This is a genomic window from Pantoea sp. AG702, assembly GCF_003182295.1.
GTDB classification, from domain to species: Bacteria; Pseudomonadota; Gammaproteobacteria; order Enterobacterales; family Enterobacteriaceae; genus Pantoea; species Pantoea ananatis.
Window position 1 is genome coordinate 115,681 of the sequence record NZ_QGTU01000006.1, and the last position, 22,699, is coordinate 138,379.

The 22,699-nt window shown below is 56.3% G+C and carries 18 protein-coding genes; 11 read left to right on the top strand and 7 right to left on the bottom strand.

From position 1 onward, the window contains the following. Positions 1-32 precede the first annotated feature (32 nt). Entirely contained in the window at positions 33-944 is a 912-nt protein-coding gene (gene rdgC / locus DFO57_RS16455; protein WP_078829199.1) for a recombination-associated protein RdgC, read from the bottom strand. 144 nt (positions 945-1,088) lie between these two features. Between rdgC and mak the strand changes: the two genes are divergently transcribed. Further along, entirely contained in the window at positions 1,089-1,994 is a 906-nt protein-coding gene (mak, locus tag DFO57_RS16460; RefSeq protein ID WP_013024840.1) for a fructokinase, read from the top strand. 55 nt (positions 1,995-2,049) lie between these two features. Here mak and DFO57_RS16465 read toward each other — a convergent pair whose 3' ends face one another. From DFO57_RS16465 to sbcD, 3 genes are read right to left on the bottom strand one after another with little or no spacing between them, the layout of a single operon-like run. Next, complete coding sequence (locus DFO57_RS16465; protein WP_014606460.1) at positions 2,050-2,421, bottom strand: cell envelope integrity TolA C-terminal domain-containing protein; 372 nt, start codon at positions 2,419-2,421, stop codon at positions 2,050-2,052. A 10-nt stretch (positions 2,422-2,431) separates the two neighbouring features. Then, complete coding sequence (locus DFO57_RS16470) at positions 2,432-6,106, bottom strand: AAA family ATPase (RefSeq protein WP_110015533.1); 3,675 nt, start codon at positions 6,104-6,106, stop codon at positions 2,432-2,434. Beyond that, positions 6,103-7,299 carry an exonuclease subunit SbcD gene (gene sbcD / locus DFO57_RS16475; RefSeq protein WP_015700853.1) on the bottom strand — a complete coding sequence of 399 codons (1,197 nt, stop codon included), beginning with the start codon at positions 7,297-7,299 and terminating at the stop codon, positions 6,103-6,105. The genes DFO57_RS16470 and sbcD overlap by 4 nt, the downstream gene beginning before the upstream one ends. Positions 7,300-7,496: 197 nt before the next feature. On the opposite strand from sbcD, the gene phoB reads away from it, so the two are divergent. From phoB to proY, 6 genes are all read left to right on the top strand, one after another. Further along, a complete protein-coding gene (phoB, locus tag DFO57_RS16480) occupies positions 7,497-8,186 on the top strand; it encodes a phosphate response regulator transcription factor PhoB (RefSeq protein ID WP_014606457.1) in 690 nt (229 codons plus the stop codon). Between the two features lie 14 nt (positions 8,187-8,200). Further along, positions 8,201-9,514, top strand: a complete 1,314-nt coding sequence (phoR, locus tag DFO57_RS16485) for a phosphate regulon sensor histidine kinase PhoR (RefSeq protein WP_013024845.1) — start codon at positions 8,201-8,203, stop codon at positions 9,512-9,514. Between the two features lie 19 nt (positions 9,515-9,533). Continuing rightward, positions 9,534-10,454, top strand: coding sequence for a PstS family phosphate ABC transporter substrate-binding protein (locus DFO57_RS16490; RefSeq protein WP_064373309.1), 921 nt, complete (start codon positions 9,534-9,536; stop codon positions 10,452-10,454). A gap of 319 nt (positions 10,455-10,773) precedes the next feature. Beyond that, the gene (locus tag DFO57_RS16495) at positions 10,774-11,877 is read left to right on the top strand and encodes a cobalamin-independent methionine synthase II family protein (protein ID WP_013024847.1); all 1,104 of its coding nucleotides are present in this window, start codon (positions 10,774-10,776) and stop codon (positions 11,875-11,877) included. A gap of 390 nt (positions 11,878-12,267) precedes the next feature. After that, positions 12,268-13,587 carry a branched-chain amino acid transport system II carrier protein gene (gene brnQ, locus DFO57_RS16500; RefSeq protein ID WP_014593055.1) on the top strand — a complete coding sequence of 440 codons (1,320 nt, stop codon included), beginning with the start codon at positions 12,268-12,270 and terminating at the stop codon, positions 13,585-13,587. Between the two features lie 70 nt (positions 13,588-13,657). Beyond that, positions 13,658-15,004, top strand: a complete 1,347-nt coding sequence (gene proY, locus DFO57_RS16505; RefSeq protein WP_013024849.1) for a proline-specific permease ProY — start codon at positions 13,658-13,660, stop codon at positions 15,002-15,004. A gap of 239 nt (positions 15,005-15,243) precedes the next feature. On the opposite strand, the gene DFO57_RS16515 is transcribed toward proY, so the two are convergent. The 3 genes from DFO57_RS16515 to DFO57_RS16525 form a co-directional block, all read right to left on the bottom strand. Next, positions 15,244-16,512, bottom strand: coding sequence for a histidine-type phosphatase (locus DFO57_RS16515; RefSeq protein ID WP_078829196.1), 1,269 nt, complete (start codon positions 16,510-16,512; stop codon positions 15,244-15,246). Beyond that, positions 16,512-17,324: an inositol monophosphatase gene (locus tag DFO57_RS16520; protein ID WP_022622665.1), complete on the bottom strand. Its 813-nt coding sequence runs from the start codon at positions 17,322-17,324 to the stop codon at positions 16,512-16,514. The genes DFO57_RS16515 and DFO57_RS16520 overlap by 1 nt, the downstream gene beginning before the upstream one ends. A gap of 220 nt (positions 17,325-17,544) precedes the next feature. After that, entirely contained in the window at positions 17,545-18,126 is a 582-nt protein-coding gene (locus DFO57_RS16525) for an ACP phosphodiesterase (protein WP_042676693.1), read from the bottom strand. Between the two features lie 101 nt (positions 18,127-18,227). On the opposite strand from DFO57_RS16525, the gene queA reads away from it, so the two are divergent. From queA to secD, 4 genes are read left to right on the top strand one after another with little or no spacing between them, the layout of a single operon-like run. After that, entirely contained in the window at positions 18,228-19,298 is a 1,071-nt protein-coding gene (gene queA, locus DFO57_RS16530) for a tRNA preQ1(34) S-adenosylmethionine ribosyltransferase-isomerase QueA (protein WP_014593059.1), read from the top strand. Positions 19,299-19,342: 44 nt separating this feature from the next. Next, the gene (gene tgt, locus DFO57_RS16535) at positions 19,343-20,491 is read left to right on the top strand and encodes a tRNA guanosine(34) transglycosylase Tgt (protein ID WP_013024854.1); all 1,149 of its coding nucleotides are present in this window, start codon (positions 19,343-19,345) and stop codon (positions 20,489-20,491) included. After that, complete coding sequence (gene yajC, locus DFO57_RS16540) at positions 20,491-20,823, top strand: preprotein translocase subunit YajC (protein WP_006117993.1); 333 nt, start codon at positions 20,491-20,493, stop codon at positions 20,821-20,823. Before tgt ends, yajC begins: the two co-directional genes overlap by 1 nt. A 25-nt stretch (positions 20,824-20,848) precedes the next feature. After that, a complete protein-coding gene (gene secD / locus DFO57_RS16545) occupies positions 20,849-22,696 on the top strand; it encodes a protein translocase subunit SecD (RefSeq protein ID WP_013024855.1) in 1,848 nt (615 codons plus the stop codon). Positions 22,697-22,699: the final 3 nt, after the last annotated feature.

Below are 22,699 nucleotides of genomic sequence, written 5' to 3' on the forward strand. Positions count from 1 at the left end.
GAACGGCCGCAGGCAATCTGCGGCCAAATGCATTAACGCTGAGCTTCGCCACCTAACGCTTCAACCAGATTGCTGGTCAGGGCTGCCAGTTCGCTGGTCATCAGAATAAAGTCTGCATCAAAACGCTGCGCAAAATCTTCTCGATCGATATCATCATTCTGGTCACGCAGCGTATCGCTGAACTTCAGGCGTTTCACCGAGCCGTCGTCGGATAATACGAACTGAATACGCTCCTGCCAGTCCAGCGCCAGCTTGGTCACCAGCTTACCGGCTTCGATATGGTTGGCAATTTCATCGCACACCAGATCCTGTTTCTTGCAGCGAATCACGCCGCCATCTTCCAGAATGGCCTTGAGCTCGGCTTCGTCCATGAGGGCAAAACCGGCCGGAACATCCCCGGAACGCACCCATTCGGTCAGGGTAAGTTCAATCGGACTTTCCAGCGTCAGGGGCACAACCGGCAGCGAACCCAGGCTTTTACGCAGCAGAGCCAGCGTGTCTTCGGCTTTTTTAGCGCTGGCGCAGTCCACCATGATCAGGTTGTTCACGGTGTCGATCCACATATAGGTCTGACTGAAACGGCTGAACGCACGCGGTAAAAGGCTGTGCAGCACTTCATCTTTCAGCGAATCTTTTTCCGTCTTTTTTAGCTTGCGGCTCTGCTCTGCCTCAAGCTTGTCGATTTTTGCCTCCAGCGCCTGCTTCACGACCGGAGAGGGCAGGATTTTTTCTTCTTTGCGCGCGCAAATGACAATCTGACCGTTGTTGACGTGGGTCAGGGCATTGCTGCGATTGCCCATCGGTGCCACCCACCCGGTCTTGCTCATGTCCTGACTGCCGCAGGGCGAGAAGGTGAAAGCCTCCAGCTGTTTTTCCATGTCGTCTGCGGACAACGGAATGTCACGATTCAGACGATAAACCATCATATTTTTAAACCACAACATCGGGATTCCTTACCGTGGCGCGATCGGGCGCACAAATCTCACTAAGTGTGCGCATGATAGCGAAACATCGGAGCGGTTTCATTGCCTTTCAGGCATTCGCCTTTTAGTGTAGAAAACACCCTAACGAATAATGAGGAATAAACCGTGCGCATAGGCATTGATTTGGGCGGCACCAAAACAGAAGTGATTGCGCTGTCCGGCGAGGGAAAAGAGCTGTTTCGCCATCGGATTTCCACGCCCCGTGACGACTACCGGGCGACCGTGCAGGCCATCGTTGATTTAGTCCGCCTCGCCGAAGAAAAAACCGGCCAAACCGGGACGGTAGGCTTAGGTATTCCGGGCACGATTTCGCCCTATACGCAGCGGGTGAAAAACGCGAACTCCACCTGGCTAAACGGTCAGCCGCTGGATAAAGATTTGGCGCAGGCGCTGAATCGTGACATCCGCATAGCCAATGACGCGAATTGTCTGGCCGTGTCCGAAGCGGTCGATGGCGCAGGCGCGGGGCAGGCACTGGTGTTTGGGGTAATCATCGGCACCGGTTCGGGCGCAGGCGTAGCGATAAACGGCGCGTCACGCATTGGCGGCAACGGCAATGCGGGCGAATGGGGTCATAATCCTTTGCCGTGGATGGATGAAGACGAGTTGCGTTACCGCGCGGAAGTCCCCTGTTATTGTGGCCAGCAGGGCTGCATTGAAACCTTTGTTTCCGGTACCGGCTTTGCTATCGACTATCAGCGGTTAAGCGGTGTGGCGCGCAAAGGCGCTGAGATTGTCAAACTGCTGGAGCAGCAGGATCCCGTGGCTGCCCTGGCAATGAGCCGCTATGAAATCCGTCTGGCAAAATCCCTGGCTCAGGTTGTCAACCTGATCGATCCCGACGTGATTGTGCTGGGCGGCGGCATGAGCAACGTGGACCGCCTGTACCAGACGGTGCCCACGCTGATGAAGAAATGGGTTTTTGGCGGCGAGTGTGAAACGCCGGTGCTGAAAGCGATGCACGGGGATTCAAGTGGTGTGCGCGGCGCGGCCTGGCTGTGGCCGGAATAAACGCCGCCGTGGCCTGCGGCCCTGTGCAACATACTGGAGGATGCACAGGGCTGGCTCAGCGAACCGGCGCGAAGGCAAAGACGAGCTGCTGTGGGGCGTGCGGTGGAGGCAAAGGCATATCCCGCGCGCTGCTGACGCTCTGCCAGGCCTTCAGGCACAGCGACTCATTTCCTTCCGTTCGCATCACGTTATAGCGCCCATCCGGGCGACGCTGTGCCGTCACCAGGCAACGCTGGCCCACATAGTTTTTCGCATTGTGAAAATTGCGCATGACGGACGCATTGACCTCGCGAATATAGCGGTTCACGTCCTGGCACTGCGCCTGGGGCAGGCCTGACGCGCATTGCGCTTCGGAAGCCTCAGGATGATGACTGCATCCTGCCAGCAGCAGCATCGTGGCCGCCATAATTCCTGTACATCTCAACATAATTAACCTCTTACGTACCTGGCAATTCAAGTTTGCTGTATCCCAGGCCATTCATTTTGCGGACCTTAATTTGCACCGGAATGCGCTCTTTCATCGCCTCGACGTGACTGATCACGCCAATGGTTTTTCCACTGGCATTGAGCGCATCCAGCGCATCCAGGGCGGTATCCAGCGTCTCTGCGTCCAGCGTGCCGAAACCCTCATCAAGAAATAACGACTCGATGCGCGTTTTATGGCTGACCAAATCGGACAGCGCCAGCGCCAGCGCAAGGCTCACCAAAAAGCTTTCTCCACCTGACAGCGTGCGGGTATCGCGTGCGCTGTCCGCCTGCCAGGTATCCACCACGTCCAGTTCCAGCGCATCGATGGCGCGGCGCTGTAAAAGGTAGCGACCATGCAGACGATCCAGCTGGCGGTTAGCTAGCGCCACCAGGTGATCGAGTGTGAGTCCCTGGGCAAAGCGCCGGAATTTATCCCCGGTCGCCGAGCCGATCAGATCGTTAAGCAACGCCCACTGCGCCAGCGTGGTTTCCTCCTGCGCAATCTGAGCCAGCAACGTTTGCTGCTGGGTCCGCAGGCTGGCGTCGCTTTGCAACTGCTGCTGCAGTTGTCCCTGCTGACTGGCGTTCTCCCTCAGAGAATGCCGCAACGCTTCCAGCAGTGTGGTCAGTGCATCGGCGGACTCAGGCATCTTATCGGGTTTAGCCTGCTCATGGGTTGCCAGCCGTTGCTGCAGCTCTGCCAGGCGGGATTGTTGATGGAGCAGATGCTGATCGATCTGCTGCAGTCGCTGGCGAAGCTGTTGCGCTTCATGCTCGTCAAGCAACGCGGCCCGCAGGCTCGCCTCGTCCGGGAATTCCGCCGCAGCCAGCGCGGCGTTGAAGTGCTGCTCAGCGTCCGTCAGGCGAGTGCCCAACCTGTGTAGCTGGCTCTCCAGCAACGTCAGTTGGCCGTGGAGGCGGCTGGCTTCAGCCTGAGACTGCTGCAGCCGTTCACGCTGCTGCGTCAGCTGCGCCTCATGATGCTCGACGCTCTCCTGCATCTGCCGACGGGCCTGAATGACATCCCGATCGCCAAACAACGCCTCACGCTGCTGACGTTTTTCGCGGTATTGCTGGTCCAGTGCGGCGAGCTGCTGTTGCTGCTGATTCAGGCGCTGCTGCTCAAGCTGCAGCTGTTGGCGCAGGGCGTCAGCCTGGCTTTCCGCGCGCGCCAACTGAGGCTGCAAGTTAGCAAGCAACCGCTCACTTTCCTGCCACTGCTGCCAGCGCTGTTGCTGTTCAGCCAGCCAGCTGTCGCGCTGTGCGCTGTCAGGCAGCGTCAGGCCGAAGCCTGCGAATTGTTGCGCCAGCCCCTCCTGGAGCGGCTGAGCATTCGCCTGAGCCTGTTGGTGATGGCGCTGTAAAGTCAGTAACGCCTGGTGTTCGTTCTCCAGCTGCTGTTGCGTCAACTGCAGCGTTTGCTGGTGTTGCTGCTGTGTCTGCTGCTGTTGCAGATGCTGTTCTTTTGCCGCCTGATACGTTCGCTCGGCGTGTTCCAGCGTCTCTGTCTGCGAAGTTAATGCCTGTTCCTGACGGCTTTGCGCCTGCAGCCAGTGGTCCAGCGCGTCGGTGTCGTTCAGAGTGAAGGTAAGCGCAAGCTCACCGCTCAGTGCCTGCCAGCGCTGGGTCAATGCATCCAGCTGCTGCACTACACTGGCGAGCTCGTCGCGCAGAGACTGCTGCTGGCCCTTCAGGTGTTTTATCTGCTCATTTTTGGCCGTACCGGTTTCGCTCAGTGCTTCCACCTGTTTTTGCAGCACGGCTTTGCGCTGTTGGTTGGCGCTGACTTCGAGCGTGCGGTAGGTTTCAACCGCGGGGTGTTCGCAGGAACCGCACAAAGGGCAGGGTTGCCCGGCCTCCAGCCGCGCCCGGTGTTCTTCCAGATCGGCAATATGGCTTTCAAGCTGGCAAATCTTCTCCACGTCGGTGAGTTGCTGTTTCTCCCGCTTCCATGTTTCCCGCAGCGTCAGTAATTCAGCCTCAGCCTGCTGGCAGGCTTTTTCCAGATCCTGTAACCGTTTTTCATACTGACCGCGCTGCTGATGTAGCGGCTGCCACTGGGCTGCAAGTAACGTCAGCGTCTGACGTGCGTCACGCTGTTGAGTTAACTGCTTTAAGGCCTGACGCAAGGCTTCGGGAGGATGCGCCTTATGGAGCGATGTTAGTGCTTGCTCAGCGTCAGACAAGGCCTGCTGCGTGAGCTGCCCGGCCTGCTTCAATGGCGCAAGCTGTTGTTGCAGCTGTTCGACCTGCTGCTGGCGCTGATGGCGCTGCAACGCCTGTTGCTGAATCTGCTGCGCCGACGCCGCCTGATCGGTTTCATGGCGGGCCAGTTGAGCAAAGCGGTCCTGCCACAGCGGAAGATTTTCGCCCCAAACCGGCATATCCGCCAGCTGTTGCCGACGCGCCTGCTGCTGTGCCAGCGCCTGCTGGAGATCGCTGGCCTTATGGTGCTCGGTTTGCATCGCCTGTTCACGCTGCGTACAGCTCGCCTGCTGCTGTGCGGTTTCATGCTGCAGCTGTTGAATTTGCTGCTGCAGGGCCGAGAGCGCCTGATCGAGTGGAATAACCTGTCCGCTCAGTAGCGTTTCCTGCTGGTGCTGTTGCAAACGCACCTGTTCGCGCGCCGCTTCGGTTTCCTGATAACGCTGCTGCAACTGCTGCTGTTCGTGGGCGGTCGCCTGCATCTGCTGGTTTAACTGCTGCTGACGCTGTTGCAGCTCCGCGCGTTCAGTCTGCAGGTTGTCGCGCTGTTGCAGCGCACCGCGCAGTTTTTCTGCCGGTTCACTTCGTGCCAGACGCTGGCGATCGGCCTCTGCCGCCTGACTCGCCGCGTCGGCGGCCTGACGGGCGGCGTTCACCTGTTCAGCATCCGCGCTCAGCTGCTGTGCCAGCTGCAGCCACTGCTGCTGCCGCTGAGCGGTGTCAAACTGACGGCTGAGTTGCTGCTCGGCCTCAGTCAGGGCTGACTGCTGTTGCTGCAGCCCGGCGCGGGTCGCCTCATCAAGCAGTGCCATGCCGCCTGCCCGACTGCGCATCAGTTCCAGCGCATTTTTGGCTTCTTTATGGCGCTCAAACGCGGCCATGGAAACCAGCCCGTAAATTTCCGTTCCGGTCAGCTCTTCCAGCAGCTCTGCGCGCTCATTCGCTTTGGCGTTAAGAAATGCGGCGAACTGGCCCTGTGACAGCATCATTGAACGGGTAAAACGTTCAAAATCCAGGCCGCTAAGCGTTTCGGTAAGCTTGAGCTTGTCGCCCACTTTGTCTGCAACGATCTGATTATCTGCGCAGCGAGCCAGCTCGACGCGGGGAGCCTGCAGTTTGCCGTCGGCCGTGCCTCGTGCGCGGTTCTGGCTCCAGAATGCCCGCCAGGCCTCGCCTTTGATTTCAAACTCGACTTCGGCCAGGCATTCGGCGCAGTCGCGCGTCATCAGCGGGTTGTGGCCCTGAGAAATCGCACCCAGGCGCGGCGTCTGGTGATACAGCGCCAGGCAGATAGCGTCCAGTAAGGTGGTTTTACCGGCACCTGTCGCGCCGGTAATGGCAAACAGACCATTACTGGCGAAAGGTTCGGTGCGAAAATCGATAAACCATTCTCCTTTCAGCGCATTCAGGTTTTTGAATCGCAGCGTGAGGATCTTCATGGGTTCGCCTCCAGGTCGGCCAGCGTCTGCTTAAACAGGGTCGTGACCTGGGCGATCTGCTTGTCATCAAGCTCCTCATTAAGCGCCAGGCGTCGGGCAAAAACCTCTTCGACCTTAAGTTCGCTAAGGGTTTCGTTATCCGTTTGCGCCAGGCTGTGCTGGCGCTGTTCACGACTGCGGCGTAACAGCAGCACTTCCACCGGTAAATCTGCCGTCAGCGCTTCAACCTGGCGCTGCAGATCGCTTAAGTACTCCTGGGTGGTGACTTCTATATCGAGCCAGACCGGCTTCTCTCCGCTGGGAGGGGAAAGGTGAGCGAGCTGCTCACTGATTTGCGCCAGGGAGCCTTTAAGCATCTGCATCGGCTGGAAGGTGGGAACCGGCAGGGTCAGGGTTTCCAGGCCGTGCGGGCTGAAAGTCAGCAGACAGACACTTTTTTCGCTGCCCAGCTCGTCAAAGCTCAGCGGAATAGGGGAGCCGCTGTAGCGAATATGGTCGCTGTTCGCGACGCGCTGAGCGCGATGAATATGTCCAAGGGCGATGTAATCGGCCGGCGGAAACGCCGAGGCAGGAAACGCATCCAGCGTGCCGATGTAGATATCGCGCACGGAGTCACTTTTGCTGACGCCAAGGGCGGTAAGGTGGCCGGTCGCCACGATCGGCAGGGACATGTTCAGCGCCTGTGCCGCCGCGAAGCTGCGCTGATAATGGGCGCTGATGGCCTCCAGCAGGCTGAGCTGTTTATCCCGTCCAGACTGACCGGCCTGGCTGCGCATAATGTCGCGCGGGCGCAGATAGGGAATCGCGCACAGCAGCGCGCCGGGTTCACCCTGACGGGTTGTCAGGATCATGACGTCGTCACTCTCCTGCGGCGTGGCAACGACCCGGGTGTTCAGACAGGCCAGCAGTTCGCGCGATTCATTCAGCGTTGCCACCGAGTCATGATTGCCCGCCAGCACCACCAGTTGACAGCCGCTGGGCTGTAACGCCACCACGAAGCGGTTAAACATTTCACGCGCATAGCTGGGCGGCGTACCGGTATCAAACAGGTCGCCCGCTACAATCAGCGCATCGACCTGATGCTGTTCGATCTGTATTAACAGCCAGTCAAGAAAGGCCTGGTGCTCGGCGGCGCGGCTCTTGTTATAGAAGAACTGCCCCAGGTGCCAGTCCGCGGTGTGGATAATGCGCATAAAACTCCCTGCCAAATCGATTTGCCCGGCAATTATACTGGCTCAGTCACTAAAGCCACAAAACATGTCGTCATGTTGTCATAAATGGTTGTTGCAGGCCGGTTTTTATGGCTAACTTTTTCATAAAAGTGTCACAAAACTGACGCATAATGGCGCCGCAAATATCAGTGAAAGCCGTCCTACCTGCAGGAGTAATAATGGCTAAGCGCATTTTAGTTGTGGAAGATGAAGCTCCAATCCGTGAAATGTTATGTTTCGTACTGGAACAAAACGATTATCAGCCGATTGAGGCAGAAGATTATGACAGCGCCGTCAGCAAGCTGATTGAACCCTGGCCTGACCTGATCCTGCTGGACTGGATGTTACCCGGCGGCAGCGGCATACAATTTATTAAACATCTTAAGCGTGAAGCCATGACGCGTGATATACCGGTCATGATGCTCACCGCGCGCGGCGAGGAAGAAGATCGGGTACGCGGACTGGAAGTCGGTGCCGATGACTACATCACCAAACCGTTTTCCCCGAAAGAGCTGATGGCGCGAATTAAAGCCGTTATGCGTCGTATTTCGCCGATGGCGGTAGAAGATGTGATCGAAATGCAGGGCCTGAGCCTGGATCCCTCTTCGCATCGCGTGATGTCAGAAACCACACCGCTGGAAATGGGGCCGACAGAATACAAGCTGCTGCATTTCTTTATGACCCATCCTGAACGTGTTTACAGCCGTGAGCAGTTACTCAATCATGTCTGGGGCACTAACGTCTATGTTGAAGATCGTACGGTTGACGTTCATATTCGTCGTTTACGTAAGGCGCTGGAACTGACCGGCCACGATCGCATGGTACAAACCGTACGCGGAACAGGTTATCGTTTCTCTGCCCGCTTTTAAACGGAGCTTTAACCGTGCTGGAACGCCTCTCCTGGAAGAGATTACTGTCCGAACTGGTGCTGGCGTGTCTGCCTGCGCTGGTGCTCGGCCTGCTGTTCGGCTATTTGCCGTGGCTGCTGTTACTGAGCGTAGTCGGTATTTTACTGTGGCATTTTTACAACCTGATGCGCCTGTCTCACTGGCTGTGGCTGGATCGCACGATGACGCCACCGTCCGGACAGGCCAGTTGGGAACCGCTGTTTTACGGGTTGTATCAAATGCAACTGCGCAACCGGCGGCGGCGGCGCGAATTAGGTAATCTGATTAAGCGGTTTCGCAGCGGCGCGGAGTCGCTGCCGGACGCCGTGATACTCACGACCGAAGAGGGCACTATTTTCTGGTGCAATGGCCTGGCCCAGCAGCACCTGGGGCTGCGCTGGCCAGAAGATAACGGGCAAAATATCCTTAATCTGCTGCGTTATCCTGAATTTTCTCGCTATCTGCGGCAACGTGATTTCGATAAGCCGCTTACGCTGGTGCTGAATAACCAGCACCACATGGAATTCCGTGTGATGCCCTACAGCGAAGGCCAGTGGCTGATGGTGGCTCGCGACGTGACCCAGATGCATCAGCTTGAAGGGGCACGGCGAAACTTCTTTGCCAACGTCAGCCATGAACTGCGCACGCCTTTAACGGTGCTTCAGGGCTATCTGGAAATGATGAATGACTCCGTCATGAATCAGCGCTCACGGGACAAAGCGTTGCACACGATGTCGGAGCAAACCCGGCGAATGGATAGCCTGGTCAAACAGCTCCTGACGCTGTCGCGCATTGAGGCGGCTCCGGCCATTAATCTGAAAGAAAAGGTTGATGTACCGGTTATGCTCAAACTCCTGCAGCATGAAGCTGAAACCCTGAGCGGCGGACGTCACGCCATCCATTTTCATACCGATCCTCACCTGAAAGTGTTTGGCAATGATGAACAATTACGCAGTGCTATCTCCAACCTGGTCTACAACGCGGTGAACCACACGCCCGAGGGGACGCGCATTGATATCAGCTGGCTGCGCAGCAAGCAGGGCGCGGTATTTACAGTCTGTGATAACGGCCCCGGCATTCCACCTGAGCACATCCCGCGCCTGACAGAGCGGTTTTATCGGGTGGATAAAGCGCGTTCACGTGCGACCGGCGGCAGCGGTCTTGGGCTGGCCATCGTGAAGCATGCGCTCAGCCATCACAATGCGCGGCTGGAGATCACCAGCATCCCGCACCAGGAAACCTGTTTTACCTTTACCCTGGCACCACGGTTGATTGTGACTAACGGGATGCAGGAGAATGCGGTTCATTAACTGCTGACGGACCGGAACGATGCGCCTTCTTTTTTTGCTGTTCTTTTCTCTCTTGCCTGCCTTGGTGCAGGCGCAGCCTGTGATGCTTTCAGGCAATCTCAGCAGCGCAGGCTCGGACACGCTCGGCTATCTGATGACCCTGTGGGGCGATGACTTTAGCCGTCAGTCACCCGGGGTAAATGTGCAGGTTCAGGCATCGGGCTCCTCAACGGCGCCAACCGCGCTGACAGCCGGATCCGTCCAGTTAGGGGCAATGAGCCGTCCCATGCAGGCGGATGAGCGCCAGGCGTTTGAGGCGCGATACGGTTATCCTCCGTTGGCCGTGCCGGTGGCGATGGACGCGTTGGTGGTGGTGGTCAACCAGCGCAATCCGCTGACGTCCATCGATCCCCGCCAGCTTGATGCGTTGTTCTCCGTCACGCGTCTGTGTGGCGCAAACCAGGTGCCCGAACGCTGGGGCGATTTGGGTCTGCATCAGGCTGAGTGGCAGCAGCGATCTATCCAGCGCTATGGCCGCAATTCGGCCTCCGGCACATGGGGATTCTTCAAGCAGCAGGCGCTGTGTCAGGGCGATTTCCGCAACGACGTGGCGGAGTTTCCCGGCTCGGCGGCGGTGGTACAGGCGGTCGCCGGGGATCCGCGCAGCATCGGTTATGCCAGCTTCGGTTTTCACCTGAGTGGGGTAAAACTGCTGCCGGTTATCACAAAAAGGGGGGAAGCCGTTGCGCCCGATCCTGAATCTATCCGCAGCGGTCGCTATCCCTGGGCACGTCCGCTCTATCTGTACGTTAATAAAGTGCCAGGTAAGCCCTTGCCGCCGTTGTTAGCCGCCTTTCTGGAACAGGTTCTGTCTAGTGCAGGGCAGCAGCGCGTCATCGAGGCCGGCTATCTGCCGCTGTCTGAAACGCAAATGAACCTGGCGCGCGCCTCCCTCCGGTAAGTTTCCCCGCTCGCCCACAGCCAAAGGGGTTACCGCCTTCGCCTATGTTTTCCCGTTCCTGCCGCACGTCTGGCAGGGACCTGTGCCGCATCAGGGGCATAAATCCCCGCCGATTGCCTCGGTGCAAACCTCAAGGGGAGCACAGTCAGAATCCGGCCTCGCAACATGAAATTATTTCATCTCAAGTGAATATTATTCGTTTGCACGTGAGCACATCGCGTGGGAATCTACATCCAGACGTTTAGCCATCTGGAAGGCTAAAATAACATTATGTAACTATTCCCGCCCGAAATTATCTGGCCGGTGACCAGGAGTGATCATGCAAAGACAAACCGCCCCGTTTCGCGCCGACACCGTTGGCAGCTTTCTTCGTCCCGCCGCTATTAAGCATGCCCGAGAAAAATTTCATGCGGGTGAGATCGGCGCTGATGAACTGCGCGATATTGAAAACGACGCGATTCGGGACGTGGTCGCGAAGCAGCGTGAAAATGGCCTTAAGGTCGTGACCGATGGCGAATTTCGCCGCGGCTGGTGGCATTTTGACTTTTTCTACGGTCTGAAAGGTGTTGAGCATTTTGAAGCCGAGCAGGGCATTCAGTTCAACGGCGTGCAGACGAAAGCGCACGGCGTAAAAATCACCGGCAAACTGGGTTTTGACGGGCATCCGATGCTGGATCATTTTCGTTTCCTGCAAAGCGTAGCAGGCGATGCGGTAGCCAAAATGACGATTCCCAGCCCGAGCGTGCTGCATTTTCGCGGCGGCCGAAAAGTCATCGACGCTGACGTTTACCCCGATCTCGATGTGTACTTTGACGATCTGGCACAGACCTACAAAGAGGCGATCAAAGCCTTTTACGACGCGGGCTGTCGCTACTTACAGCTGGACGATACCGTCTGGGCCTACCTTTGTTCAGACGATCAAAAGCGGGAGATCCGCGAACGTGGCGACGATCCAGACCAGCTGGCCCGCACCTACGCGCGCGTCCTGAATAAGGCGTTAGAAGGGAAACCGGCCGACCTGACCGTGGGCCTGCATGTGTGCCGTGGCAATTTCCGCTCCACCTGGATTTCTGAAGGTGGCTACGAGCCGGTGGCCGAGATCCTGTTCGGCTCCGTGAATGTGGATGCGTTTTTCCTTGAATACGACAATCATCGCTCTGGCGGATTCGAACCACTGCGGTTCATCAAGCCCGGCCATCAGCAGGCGGTGCTTGGCTTAATTACCACGAAGGTGGGTGAACTGGAAGATGCCGAACAGGTGAAAGCGCGCCTGCAGGAAGCGACCCAGTACATCAGCCTCGATCAGATTTGCCTCAGTCCGCAGTGTGGTTTTGCCTCGACGGAAGAGGGCAACAGCCTGAGCGAAGCAGAGCAGTGGCAGAAGATTCGACTGGTCGTGAACGTCGCGAATCAGGTCTGGTGATAGCGGAATGTGTGCAGCGTGGCGCAATAAATGCGCCACTTGTGCATACAAACCCGCCTTTATGCTGATATTTACCATCGCTTGTTTATTTTTAAAGCACATCATCTGATGCCGTTGCAGAGAATATTGATGTGATCCTCTAATATTGATTCAAATTGCGAAATAACCCTCTGGTTTTCCGATCCCGTATTGCCTTTCTTCGCTATAAACGTTTTACTTACCGCCGTTGTCGATTTATCCCTCTGTGAACAGAAAAAAAGCAGCTTAAATCACCTGCGCTAAACCAGACGCTGCGCATAATGCGCTGTCATCATCTGGTCGGTCGTTGTATTAACGCAGCGAGGGGGCAACGCAAACTTATCTTTCATCGCAACATCAGTGACAGGCCGTATGACACATCGTTTAACCGTTAAAGACATTCTCGCGCTGGGCTTCATGACGTTTGCCCTGTTTGTTGGTGCGGGTAACATCATCTTTCCTCCCATGGTGGGTATTCAGTCAGGCGAACATGTCTGGGTGGCCGCTATTGGTTTTCTGCTTACCGCAGTCGGTCTGCCCGTTATCACCGTGATCGCGCTTGCGCGCGTCGGCGGCGGGATTGATGCCCTGAGCACGCCCATCGGCAAAGTTGCGGGTGTGGTTCTGGCCACGGTCTGCTACCTGGCGGTAGGGCCGCTTTTTGCCACGCCGCGTACCGCCACGGTCTCATTTGAGGTGGGCATTGCTCCACTTACCGGCGATGGCGAGCTGCCGCTGTTTATCTACAGCCTGATTTACTTTGTGCTGGTGATGGTGATTTCCCTCTATCCGGGGAAATTGCTGGATACGGTCGGCCATTTTCTGGCACCGCTAAAAATTGCAGCCCTGACGCTGCTGGGCGTCGCGGCTCTGCTGTGGCCGGCGGGAGGAACGATTCCTGCGACGGCGGACTATCAGCGCGCCGCATTTTCCAGTGGTTTTGTTAACGGCTATCTCACCATGGATACGCTGGGCGCAATGGTCTTCGGCATTGTCATCGTTAACGCAGCACGTTCGCGCGGGATTGATAATGCGGCGCTGTTAACCCGTTACACGGTTTTAGCCGGGGTTATCGCCGGCATTGGTTTGACCCTGGTTTACCTTAGTCTGTTTAAACTGGGCGCAGGCAGTGGTGCATTAGTGGATCAGAATGCCAACGGTGCGGCAATTCTCCATGCTTACGTTCAGCAGACCTTTGGTGATATGGGCAGCTTCTTCCTTGCCGCCCTGATTTTTATTGCCTGTATGGTGACCGCGGTCGGCCTGACCTGTGCCTGCGCAGAGTTTTTCGCGCAGTATTTGCCCTTGTCTTACAAAACGCTGGTCTTTGTACTGGGCCTGTTCTCGATGGTGGTATCGAACCTGGGGCTGAGCCATCTGATTCAGATTTCGATTCCGGTGCTGACGGCTATTTATCCGCCTTGTATCGTGCTGGTCGTGCTGAGTTTTACGCTGAACTGGTGGAATAAAAGCAGCCGTATTATCGCGCCGACTATGCTGGTCAGCCTGCTCTTTGGTATCCTTGACGCCATCAAAACCACCGGGTTTACAGCAGCGTTACCCGCATTGAGTCAGCATCTGCCGTTAGCCGACCAGGGCCTTGCCTGGTTGCCGCCATCACTGGTGATGTTGCTGATTGTGGCGCTGGTCGATCGGTTAAAAGGGGCTGAACAGGTGTCGGTTCACTCGTAACGGCTAAGATTGATTCTTCTTTAACCACGGGCTTGCCCGTGGTTTTTTCATTTCACAGGTACAGGTTGTTATGCAAGAAACCAACAAGCTCAAACGCGGACTGAGCACGCGCCACATCCGTTTTATGGCGCTGGGATCGGCGATCGGCACCGGGCTGTTCTACGGCTCGGCGGACGCCATCAAAATGGCGGGCCCCAGCGTGCTGCTGGCCTATATTATTGGCGGTGCGGTGGCGTACATCATCATGCGCGCGCTGGGGGAGATGTCGGTCAATAACCCTCAGGCCAGCTCTTTTTCCCGCTATGCGCAGGATTATCTCGGGCCAATGGCGGGTTACATCACCGGCTGGACCTACTGCTTTGAAATTCTGATCGTGGCCATTGCCGATGTCACCGCGTTCGGGATCTATATGGGCGTCTGGTTTCCGGAGGTGCCGCACTGGATCTGGGTGCTGAGCGTGGTGCTGATCATCGGCGCGGTCAATCTGATGAGCGTGAAGGTGTTTGGTGAGGTGGAGTTCTGGTTCTCTTTCTTTAAGGTCGCGACCATTATTGTGATGATTCTGGCCGGGTTTGGCATGATCGTCTGGGGGATTGGCAACGGCGGCCAACCGACCGGTATCCATAACCTGTGGACCAATGGCGGCTTTTTTGCCCACGGTATCGTTGGGATGTTGCTGTCGCTGCAGATGGTGATGTTTGCCTACGGCGGCATTGAAATCATCGGTATTACGGCGGGTGAGGCCAAAGATCCGGCAACCTCTATCCCACGCGCTATCAACTCGGTTCCGATGCGTATCCTGGTGTTTTACGTGGGCACGCTGTTTGTCATCATGTCCATTTACCCGTGGAATCAGGTCGGCACTAACGGCAGCCCGTTTGTTCTGACGTTCCAGCATCTGGGCATTGCCGCCGCCGCGTCTATCCTGAATTTTGTTGTGCTGACCGCCTCGCTGTCGGCGATAAACAGCGATGTCTTCGGCGTGGGGCGTATGTTGCACGGCATGGCTCAGCAGGGCCATGCACCCAAAATGTTTATGAAGGTCTCCAAACGCGGTATTCCCTGGGTGACGGTGGTGGTGATGATGTTCGCCATGTTGATTGCGGTATATCTCAACTACCTGATGCCAGAAAAAGTCTTTCTGGTCATCGCCTCGCTGGCGACCTTTGCCACCGTTTGGGTCTGGATCATGATTCTGCTGTCGCAGATGGCGTTTCGACGCAAGATCGGCAAAGCGGCCGCCCGGACGTTAACCTTTGCCTTGCCCGGTGGAAGCTGGACGGCAGGCGCAGGCGTGGCGTTTTTATGTTTCATCATTGGGCTGATTGGCTATTTCCCGGATACCCGCGTTTCGCTGTATGTCGGGATGGTATGGATCGTGGTGCTGTTGCTGGGCTATAAGCTGGTGCGCAAATAACCCACGCTTGCTGTCCCGGTCCCGATATGTGCGGGGTTGGGACAGCCAATAATGACCGGCAACACAAAATAAAATCGGCGAAATGACTCGCCGAAACGGGACAGGGCAAGTGAAACAAACAGAGGGATGATTGACAAAATCATGCTAATGCAAAATGCATCCCCGTTAAATAAGTTGCCGTAAAATAAGACAAATGCCAGCGCGCGCATCAGCGTAAACCCCCGGCCTGTCTGGGTTCATTAGCCCGAAGGCGGCAAGATCATGCTGACCGGAGCCATCGCGTCGTTATCCAGGTGTTTACCCAACTGCGTCAGGGCAGCCTGCAACGGGCACAGCGTCCCAACTGCGGTGATTTGACATCCGGGCTGCCGCCACTCCTGACGTAAAAGCGGATGGCTGTCGTTCACGGGTTGTAACTGACGCAGGCCGTCCAGACTTTGTGCCTGAAAATAGAGGCGCAGGAAGCGCTGATGCGTCTTACTGTCGCGCCAGCGTTCCAGTACCAGACTGCTGCCAGGGGGGATATTGCCCCGCGTATAACCAGGCAGTTGCCATTCAAATCCCATTAAGCGGCGCACCATCGCAATGTTGGTGTCATGTGCCACCAGAAGCAGCCAGCGCACGTCAGGGTCGTTACCTTTAATGGCCTCAAGCATCTGGGACAGCAGCAGGGAACCGTGACGTTGTGCCATATAGAGCACGTCATTGCTGAGATCATAATTAGTGGTGAGCAGAGGAAGCAGAGCGGTGATCTGCCGGGCAGAGGTGATGTGTCCCCATGCCAGTTTCGCGAAAGGGAGGTTCTCGCTGTAGCCCAAACGCAACGTCTCGACCATGGCGGCCATGGCGCTAAGGCCCTCAACATAGACGCTTCCGCTTTTCGTCTGTTTCAACGCCCACGGACGATCGAAAAAGGGGCAATCGCTGCCGGGCGGGCATACCGACTGTTTAAGCAGCGTGATCGCGGGCTGAAGCTGCTGCTGACGCTGCGCTAAATCCCCGGCCGCGTCACGTTTTGCCTCTCGTTCACGTTGGGGATCGGTATGGGCAAAGGGCAGTTTCTCGGTTTGAAAGAGAGGATCGATGTCGCCGGCGACGGTATGAATCGCCACGCCACAGCCGGGAAACGCGCCATCCACCAACGCCTCGGCAGTCGCCCGCGTGCGCTGCAGCGGGCTGGCGCGGACATAGATCGCCTTCGCGTCAGGGCAACCTGCATTAAGTAAACCCAACTGGCGATAGTGCTCCCCTTCCCAGCGGGCCTTATTGACGACCGCGCTGTAGCCATGGCCCGTCAGTTCGCCGTCCGCCGTGCTCCAGACGTACCACGGCTGCTGGCTTGCCGCTTCAATCTCTGTGCGGTTACCCGGCGTCGGCGGACGTACCCCGTGTCGGCTCAGCTCCACGACTTTCTCAAGTTGGTACTCGGGGGCGGCGTACAGCGGCCCCGCCAGGAGCCAAAAAGTGCAGAGCATAAACCAATGTCGGGGCAGGTAGGCAGACATCATCAATCCTCAATTTCGTGCGTGGCGAGCAGCGCTTTAATTTGCGGATAGATTACCGCATTCGCCAGCAAAACAGGATTGCCCTTTTTCAGTCCGTCGTTGCGCATATAATCGTTAGTCACCCCACCGGCCTCGCGCATCAATACGATGCCCGGCAGGCCGTCCCACGGATGCATATGCGCTTCATAATAGCCAATCAAGCGACCTGCAGCGGCCCAGGCACTGGTTAACGCGCCGGAGCCGATGCGAATAAACATCCCGCCTTGCCTGAGCAGGGCATCGATGAGCTGCGTCACGTGCTCCCCGGGAATCCGACTGGAATTACTGATTCCCAGCAGGCCCTCATTAAGCTGTTGGGCTTTATGCACCTCAAGTCGGGTATCGTTGAGCCAGGCACCACTGCCTTTGCGGGCATGAAACAGTTCGTGATGATTGGGATCGCAAATCACGCCCACGACGGGCTCACCGTCGCAAACAATTGCCAGCGATACGCACCAGTTATGCAACCCGTTCACAAAACAGGCGGTGCCATCGATGGGATCGATCACCCATACAATACGGGCACCCTGAGTGTCACCGCCGCTCTCTTCTCCCAGAACGGCATCATCAGGATAGCGCTCCGAAATCAGTGACTTAATTAATTCTTCAACGTTGCGGTCAGCGTCACTGACCACATCCTGAAGGTCCCTCTTATGTTCCACCACCAGTTTTTGACGCTGTTGATACCATGACCAGGCGCGGCTTGCGGCCGCACGGGCGATTTCGCAGGCGTAATGATAGCGCGCGTCAATCTCAGAATGCGAAGCGGATGACATGTTTCCCTCTTATGATTTTTAAAACATATCGGATAAAGGAAGCGCCTGAACAGGCGGTCTGACAGTGAGAGCATCGTGAATCATAGTTAAGCAAGACTTATTAAGCCGCAGACCGGAACCAATGGCAATACGGCCGTGCTACTGACTGCGCGCTTTTTCAGCGTTACAGGTTTGTGGTGCGATGAAATGCGCTCACAAACCTGACGCCGTCAGGGGAAGGTTACAACTGTTGATTGGCTGCCAGCTGCATCAGACGCGGATAAAACTGAAAAAAGCAGGCCTCAAACGCGGAGTAATGCGCCGTAAAATCGTGATAAGAGTCGCGCAGGGCGGCCAGCCTGGGGCGACGGCTCGCCATGCCATTCAGTACCCGTTCGAGACGTTCCGGGTCGGCGTAATGTTCGAACCAGCGTTCACGCCACATTACGGCATTGAGCGCTTTAAATTCGTCGGGTGTGGCAGCCAGCTGCGGAACAATTTCGCTTTCGGCGTTGGCCGAAAATTGTTGTAGCGAGTGCGCCTGATGGAAGCGATCCCAGTGACGCGCCAGAAAATGGTCCCAAACGACATCCAGCGTAATGGGCGCAACGCGGTAGGTTTCTGCCCGAAAAAGCTGGCGTGCCTCACGCACTTCCGGCAGGGCATCGGTCATGACATCAAGCCGGCGATGCATCAGAATGCCGTCGGCCACCGGTTTGGGCCAGTGTTGATGCGGCGCACCGCGAACAAAATCCGCCATCAGATTGCCGAGGAGTGAGCTGTCTGCAAGATGGGCTAAGTGAAGATGAGCAAGAAAATTCATGCGCTATTATAAGCGCAACTCGCTTTGCGCAGCCAGTTGTTCAGAATTGTTCGATTTTCCGCTAAACTGTGCCGCCTGTTTTTCTGAGTAAGAAGTCTTTCATGCGTGTCGCCGATTTTGCTTTTGAATTGCCCGAATCCCTTATCGCCCATTACCCTCAGGCGCAGCGTAGCGGTTGTCGCTTGCTGTCGCTGGACGGCCCGAGCGGGGCGCTGGCCCATGGCGTTTTTACCGATGTACTGGACAAGCTTCAGCCTGGCGATCTGCTGGTGTTTAACAACACGCGCGTGATCCCGGCCCGGGTGTTCGGGCGTAAAGCAAGCGGCGGCAAAATTGAAATGCTGGTCGAGCGCATGCTTGATGACAAGCGCGTGCTGGCACACGTTCGGGCGTCCAAAGCGCCGAAGCCTGGCGCAGAATTGCTGCTGGGCGACGATGAGAGCGTGAAAGCCACGATGGTCGCGCGTCACGATGCGCTGTTCGAGATTGCATTCGAAGACGATCGTGCCGTGCTGGACATTCTCAACAGCGTAGGCCATATGCCGCTGCCGCCGTACATTGACCGCCCGGATGAAGAAGCGGATCGCGAGCTTTACCAGACGGTCTACAGCGCGCGCCCTGGCGCCGTGGCGGCACCGACCGCCGGCCTGCACTTTGACGAACCCTTAATTCAGGCGCTAAAAGACAAAGGCGTTGAGATGGCTTTTGTCACCTTGCACGTTGGGGCAGGGACGTTCCAGCCGGTACGCGTAGAGACGATTGAAGAGCACCATATGCACGCCGAATATGCGGAAGTGCCGCAGGAGGTGGTGGATGCGGTGCTGGCCTGCAAAGCGCGCGGCAACAAGGTGGTGGCGGTAGGCACCACCTCGGTACGCTCGCTGGAAAGCGCAGCCAAAGCCAGTCAGGATGCGCTGATTGCGCCATTCTTTGATGACACCCAAATCTTTATCTATCCGGGCTATGAGTATCAGGTAATTGATGCGCTGATCACCAATTTCCACTTGCCCGAATCGACGTTGATCATGCTGGTCTCGGCCTTTGCCGGTTATCAGCACACGATGGCTGCTTATCGTGCGGCGGTGGCGGAAGAATACCGTTTCTTCAGCTACGGCGACGCGATGTTTATCAGCAAAAACCCCCAGGCGCCGCTGGAAAAAGTGGGCGCCTGATCTGTTTACTTTGAACATCGGACTGTTTCTCCGATGGAGGTCTTGTGAAATTTGAGCTTGATACCACAGACGGTCGCGCGCGTCGCGGTCGTCTGATTTTCGATCGTGGCGTGGTGGAAACCCCGGCCTTTATGCCCGTGGGCACCTATGGCACCGTGAAGGGCATGACGCCGGAAGAAGTGCAGGAAACCGGCGCGCAAATTATTTTGGGCAACACCTTCCACCTCTGGCTGCGTCCCGGCCAGGAAATCATGAAGCTGCACGGCGATTTGCATGATTTTATGCAGTGGAAAGGCCCTATTCTGACCGATTCCGGCGGCTTCCAGGTCTTCAGCCTGGGCGATATTCGTAAGATCACCGAAGCCGGCGTCCATTTCCGCAACCCGATCAACGGCGATTCTATCTTCCTCGATCCGGAAAAATCGATGGAGATCCAGTACGACCTGGGATCGGACATCGTGATGATCTTTGATGAGTGCACGCCGTACCCGGCGGACTGGGATTATGCCAAGCGCTCCATGGAGATGTCTCTGCGCTGGGCACAACGCAGTCGCGACCGTTTTGACAGCCTGGGTAACAAAAATGCGCTGTTTGGCATTATTCAGGGTTCGGTTTACGAAGATTTACGTGATGTCTCTGTGAAAGGTCTGGTAGAGATCGGCTTTGATGGGTACGCTGTGGGCGGCCTGGCGGTCGGTGAACCGAAAGAGGATATGCACCGTATCCTTGAGCATGTTTGCCCGCAGATCCCAGCGGATAAACCGCGTTACCTGATGGGCGTGGGTAAACCTGAGGATCTGGTTGAGGGCGTACGTCGCGGCGTGGATATGTTTGACTGCGTCATGCCAACGCGCAATGCGCGCAATGGCCACTTATTTGTGACCGATGGCGTGGTAAAAATTCGCAATGCCAAGCATAAAGATGATGTTTCGCCGCTGGATGCAGAGTGCGATTGTTACACCTGTCGCAATTACAGCCGCGCGTACTTGCATCATCTTGATCGCTGTAACGAAATACTGGGCGCGCGTCTCAACACGATTCATAACCTGCGCTACTACCAGCGTCTGATGGCGGGTTTACGCCAGGCTATCGAAGAGGGTAAATTAGAGCGCTTTGTTAGCGAGTTCTACCAACGGACGGGCAAAGCGGTTCCGCCTTTAACGTCTGATAATTCATCAATGAGGGAAATTTAATGAGCTTTTTCATTTCTGACGCTGTGGCTGCAGCAGGCGCACCGTCTCAGGGAAGTCCGTATTCTCTGGTGATCATGCTGGTCGTCTTCGGCCTGATCTTTTACTTCATGATCCTGCGCCCGCAGCAGAAGCGTGCAAAAGAGCATAAGAAGCTGATGGATTCTATCTCCAAAGGTGATGAAGTCCTGACGAATGGTGGCCTGGTGGGTCGCGTAACCAAAGTGGCAGAAACCGGCTACATTGCGATTGCGCTGAACGACACTACTGAAGTGGTTATTAAACGTGATTTCGTGGCTGCCGTCCTGCCGAAAGGTTCTATGAAGGCGCTGTAATTTTTACTTCCCTAAGGGAACTGCCGTGTTAAATCGTTATCCTTTGTGGAAGTACATAATGCTGGTCGTGGTGCTTGTCATTGGCCTGGTGTATGCACTTCCCAACCTTTATGGTGAGGATCCGGCTGTTCAGATCACTGGCGCGCGCGGAAGCGCCGCCAGTGAGCAAACGTTGGATCAAATTCAGAACGTATTAAAACAAGACAATATTCAAAGTAAGTCTGTTGCGCTGGAAAATGGCGCGATTACCGCGCGTTTTGCCAATACGGATGTGCAACTGCGTGCCCGCGAAGCGATCATGAAAGCGCTGGGCGAAAACTATGTGGTCGCGCTTAACCTTGCACCGGCCACGCCGCGCTGGCTGACGCTGCTGGCGGCACAGCCCATGAAGCTTGGCCTCGATCTGCGTGGTGGTGTGCACTTCCTGATGGAAGTGGATATGGACACTGCCCTGAGCAAACTGCAAGAGCAGAATGCTGACAGCCTGCGCAGCGACCTGCGCGAAAAGAATATCCCTTATACCAACGTCAACAAGATTGCTAACTACGGCGTGGAAATTCGTTTCCGTGACGCAGCCAGCCGCGATGCTGCGGTTAAGTGGCTATCCTCGCGTCATCAGGATCTCGTCATTAACAGCAGTGGCGATGATGCCCTGCGCGCCACCATGACCGATGCCCGCCTCAGCGAAGCACGTGAATATGCAGTTCAGCAGAACATTACTATCCTGCGTAACCGTGTAAACCAACTGGGTGTTGCAGAACCGCTGGTACAGCGTCAGGGTTCTGACCGCATCGTGGTTGAACTGCCAGGTATTCAGGACACCGCGCGCGCCAAAGAAATTTTAGGTGCGACGGCGACGCTGGAATTCCGTCTGGTTAACACCAGCGTGGATCCTACCGCCGCTGCCAGCGGCCGTGTACCGGGTGATTCTGAAGTGAAAGACATGCGTGATGGACGCCCTGTGGTGCTCTATAAACGCGTGATCCTGACCGGTGACCACATTACCGATTCCACATCCAGCATGGATGAGTACAACCAGCCTCAGGTGAACATTTCACTGGACGGCGCGGGCGGTAATATCATGTCTAACTTCACCAAGGACAACATCGGTAAGCCGATGGCGACCCTGTTTGTGGAGTACAAAGACAGCGGCAAGAAAGATGCTAACGGTCGTGCCATTCTGGTGAAACAGGAAGAGGTGATCAACGTCGCCAATATTCAGTCTCGCCTGGGTAACAGCTTCCGCATCACCGGTATCAGTAACCCGAACGAAGCACGTCAGCTGTCGCTGCTGCTGCGTGCCGGTGCGCTGATTGCGCCTATCCAGATTGTGGAAGAGCGGACTATTGGTCCAACGATGGGGCAGCAGAACATTACTCAGGGTCTGGAAGCCTGCCTGTGGGGCCTGGTCGCCTCTATCCTGTTTATGGTGCTGTACTACAAGAAAGTTGGCCTGATTGCCACCAGCGCACTGCTGGCAAACCTGGTACTGATTGTCGGTATCATGTCACTGCTGCCGGGCGCCACGCTGACGATGCCTGGCATTGCCGGTATCGTGCTGACGCTGGCGGTGGCGGTCGATGCCAACGTACTGATCAACGAGCGTATTAAAGAAGAACTGCGTAACGGGCGTAGCGTGCAGCAGGCAATTCATGAGGGCTACAAAGGCGCCTTCTCCAGTATTGTCGATGCTAACGTCACCACCCTGATCAAAGTGGTGATTCTGTATGCGATCGGTACGGGTTCCATTAAGGGCTTTGCGATTACAACGGCTATTGGTATTGCGACCTCAATGTTCACATCGATTGTCGGTACCCGCGCCATCATTAACCTGATGTACGGTGGCAAGCGCATCAAAAAGCTGTCTATCTGAGGA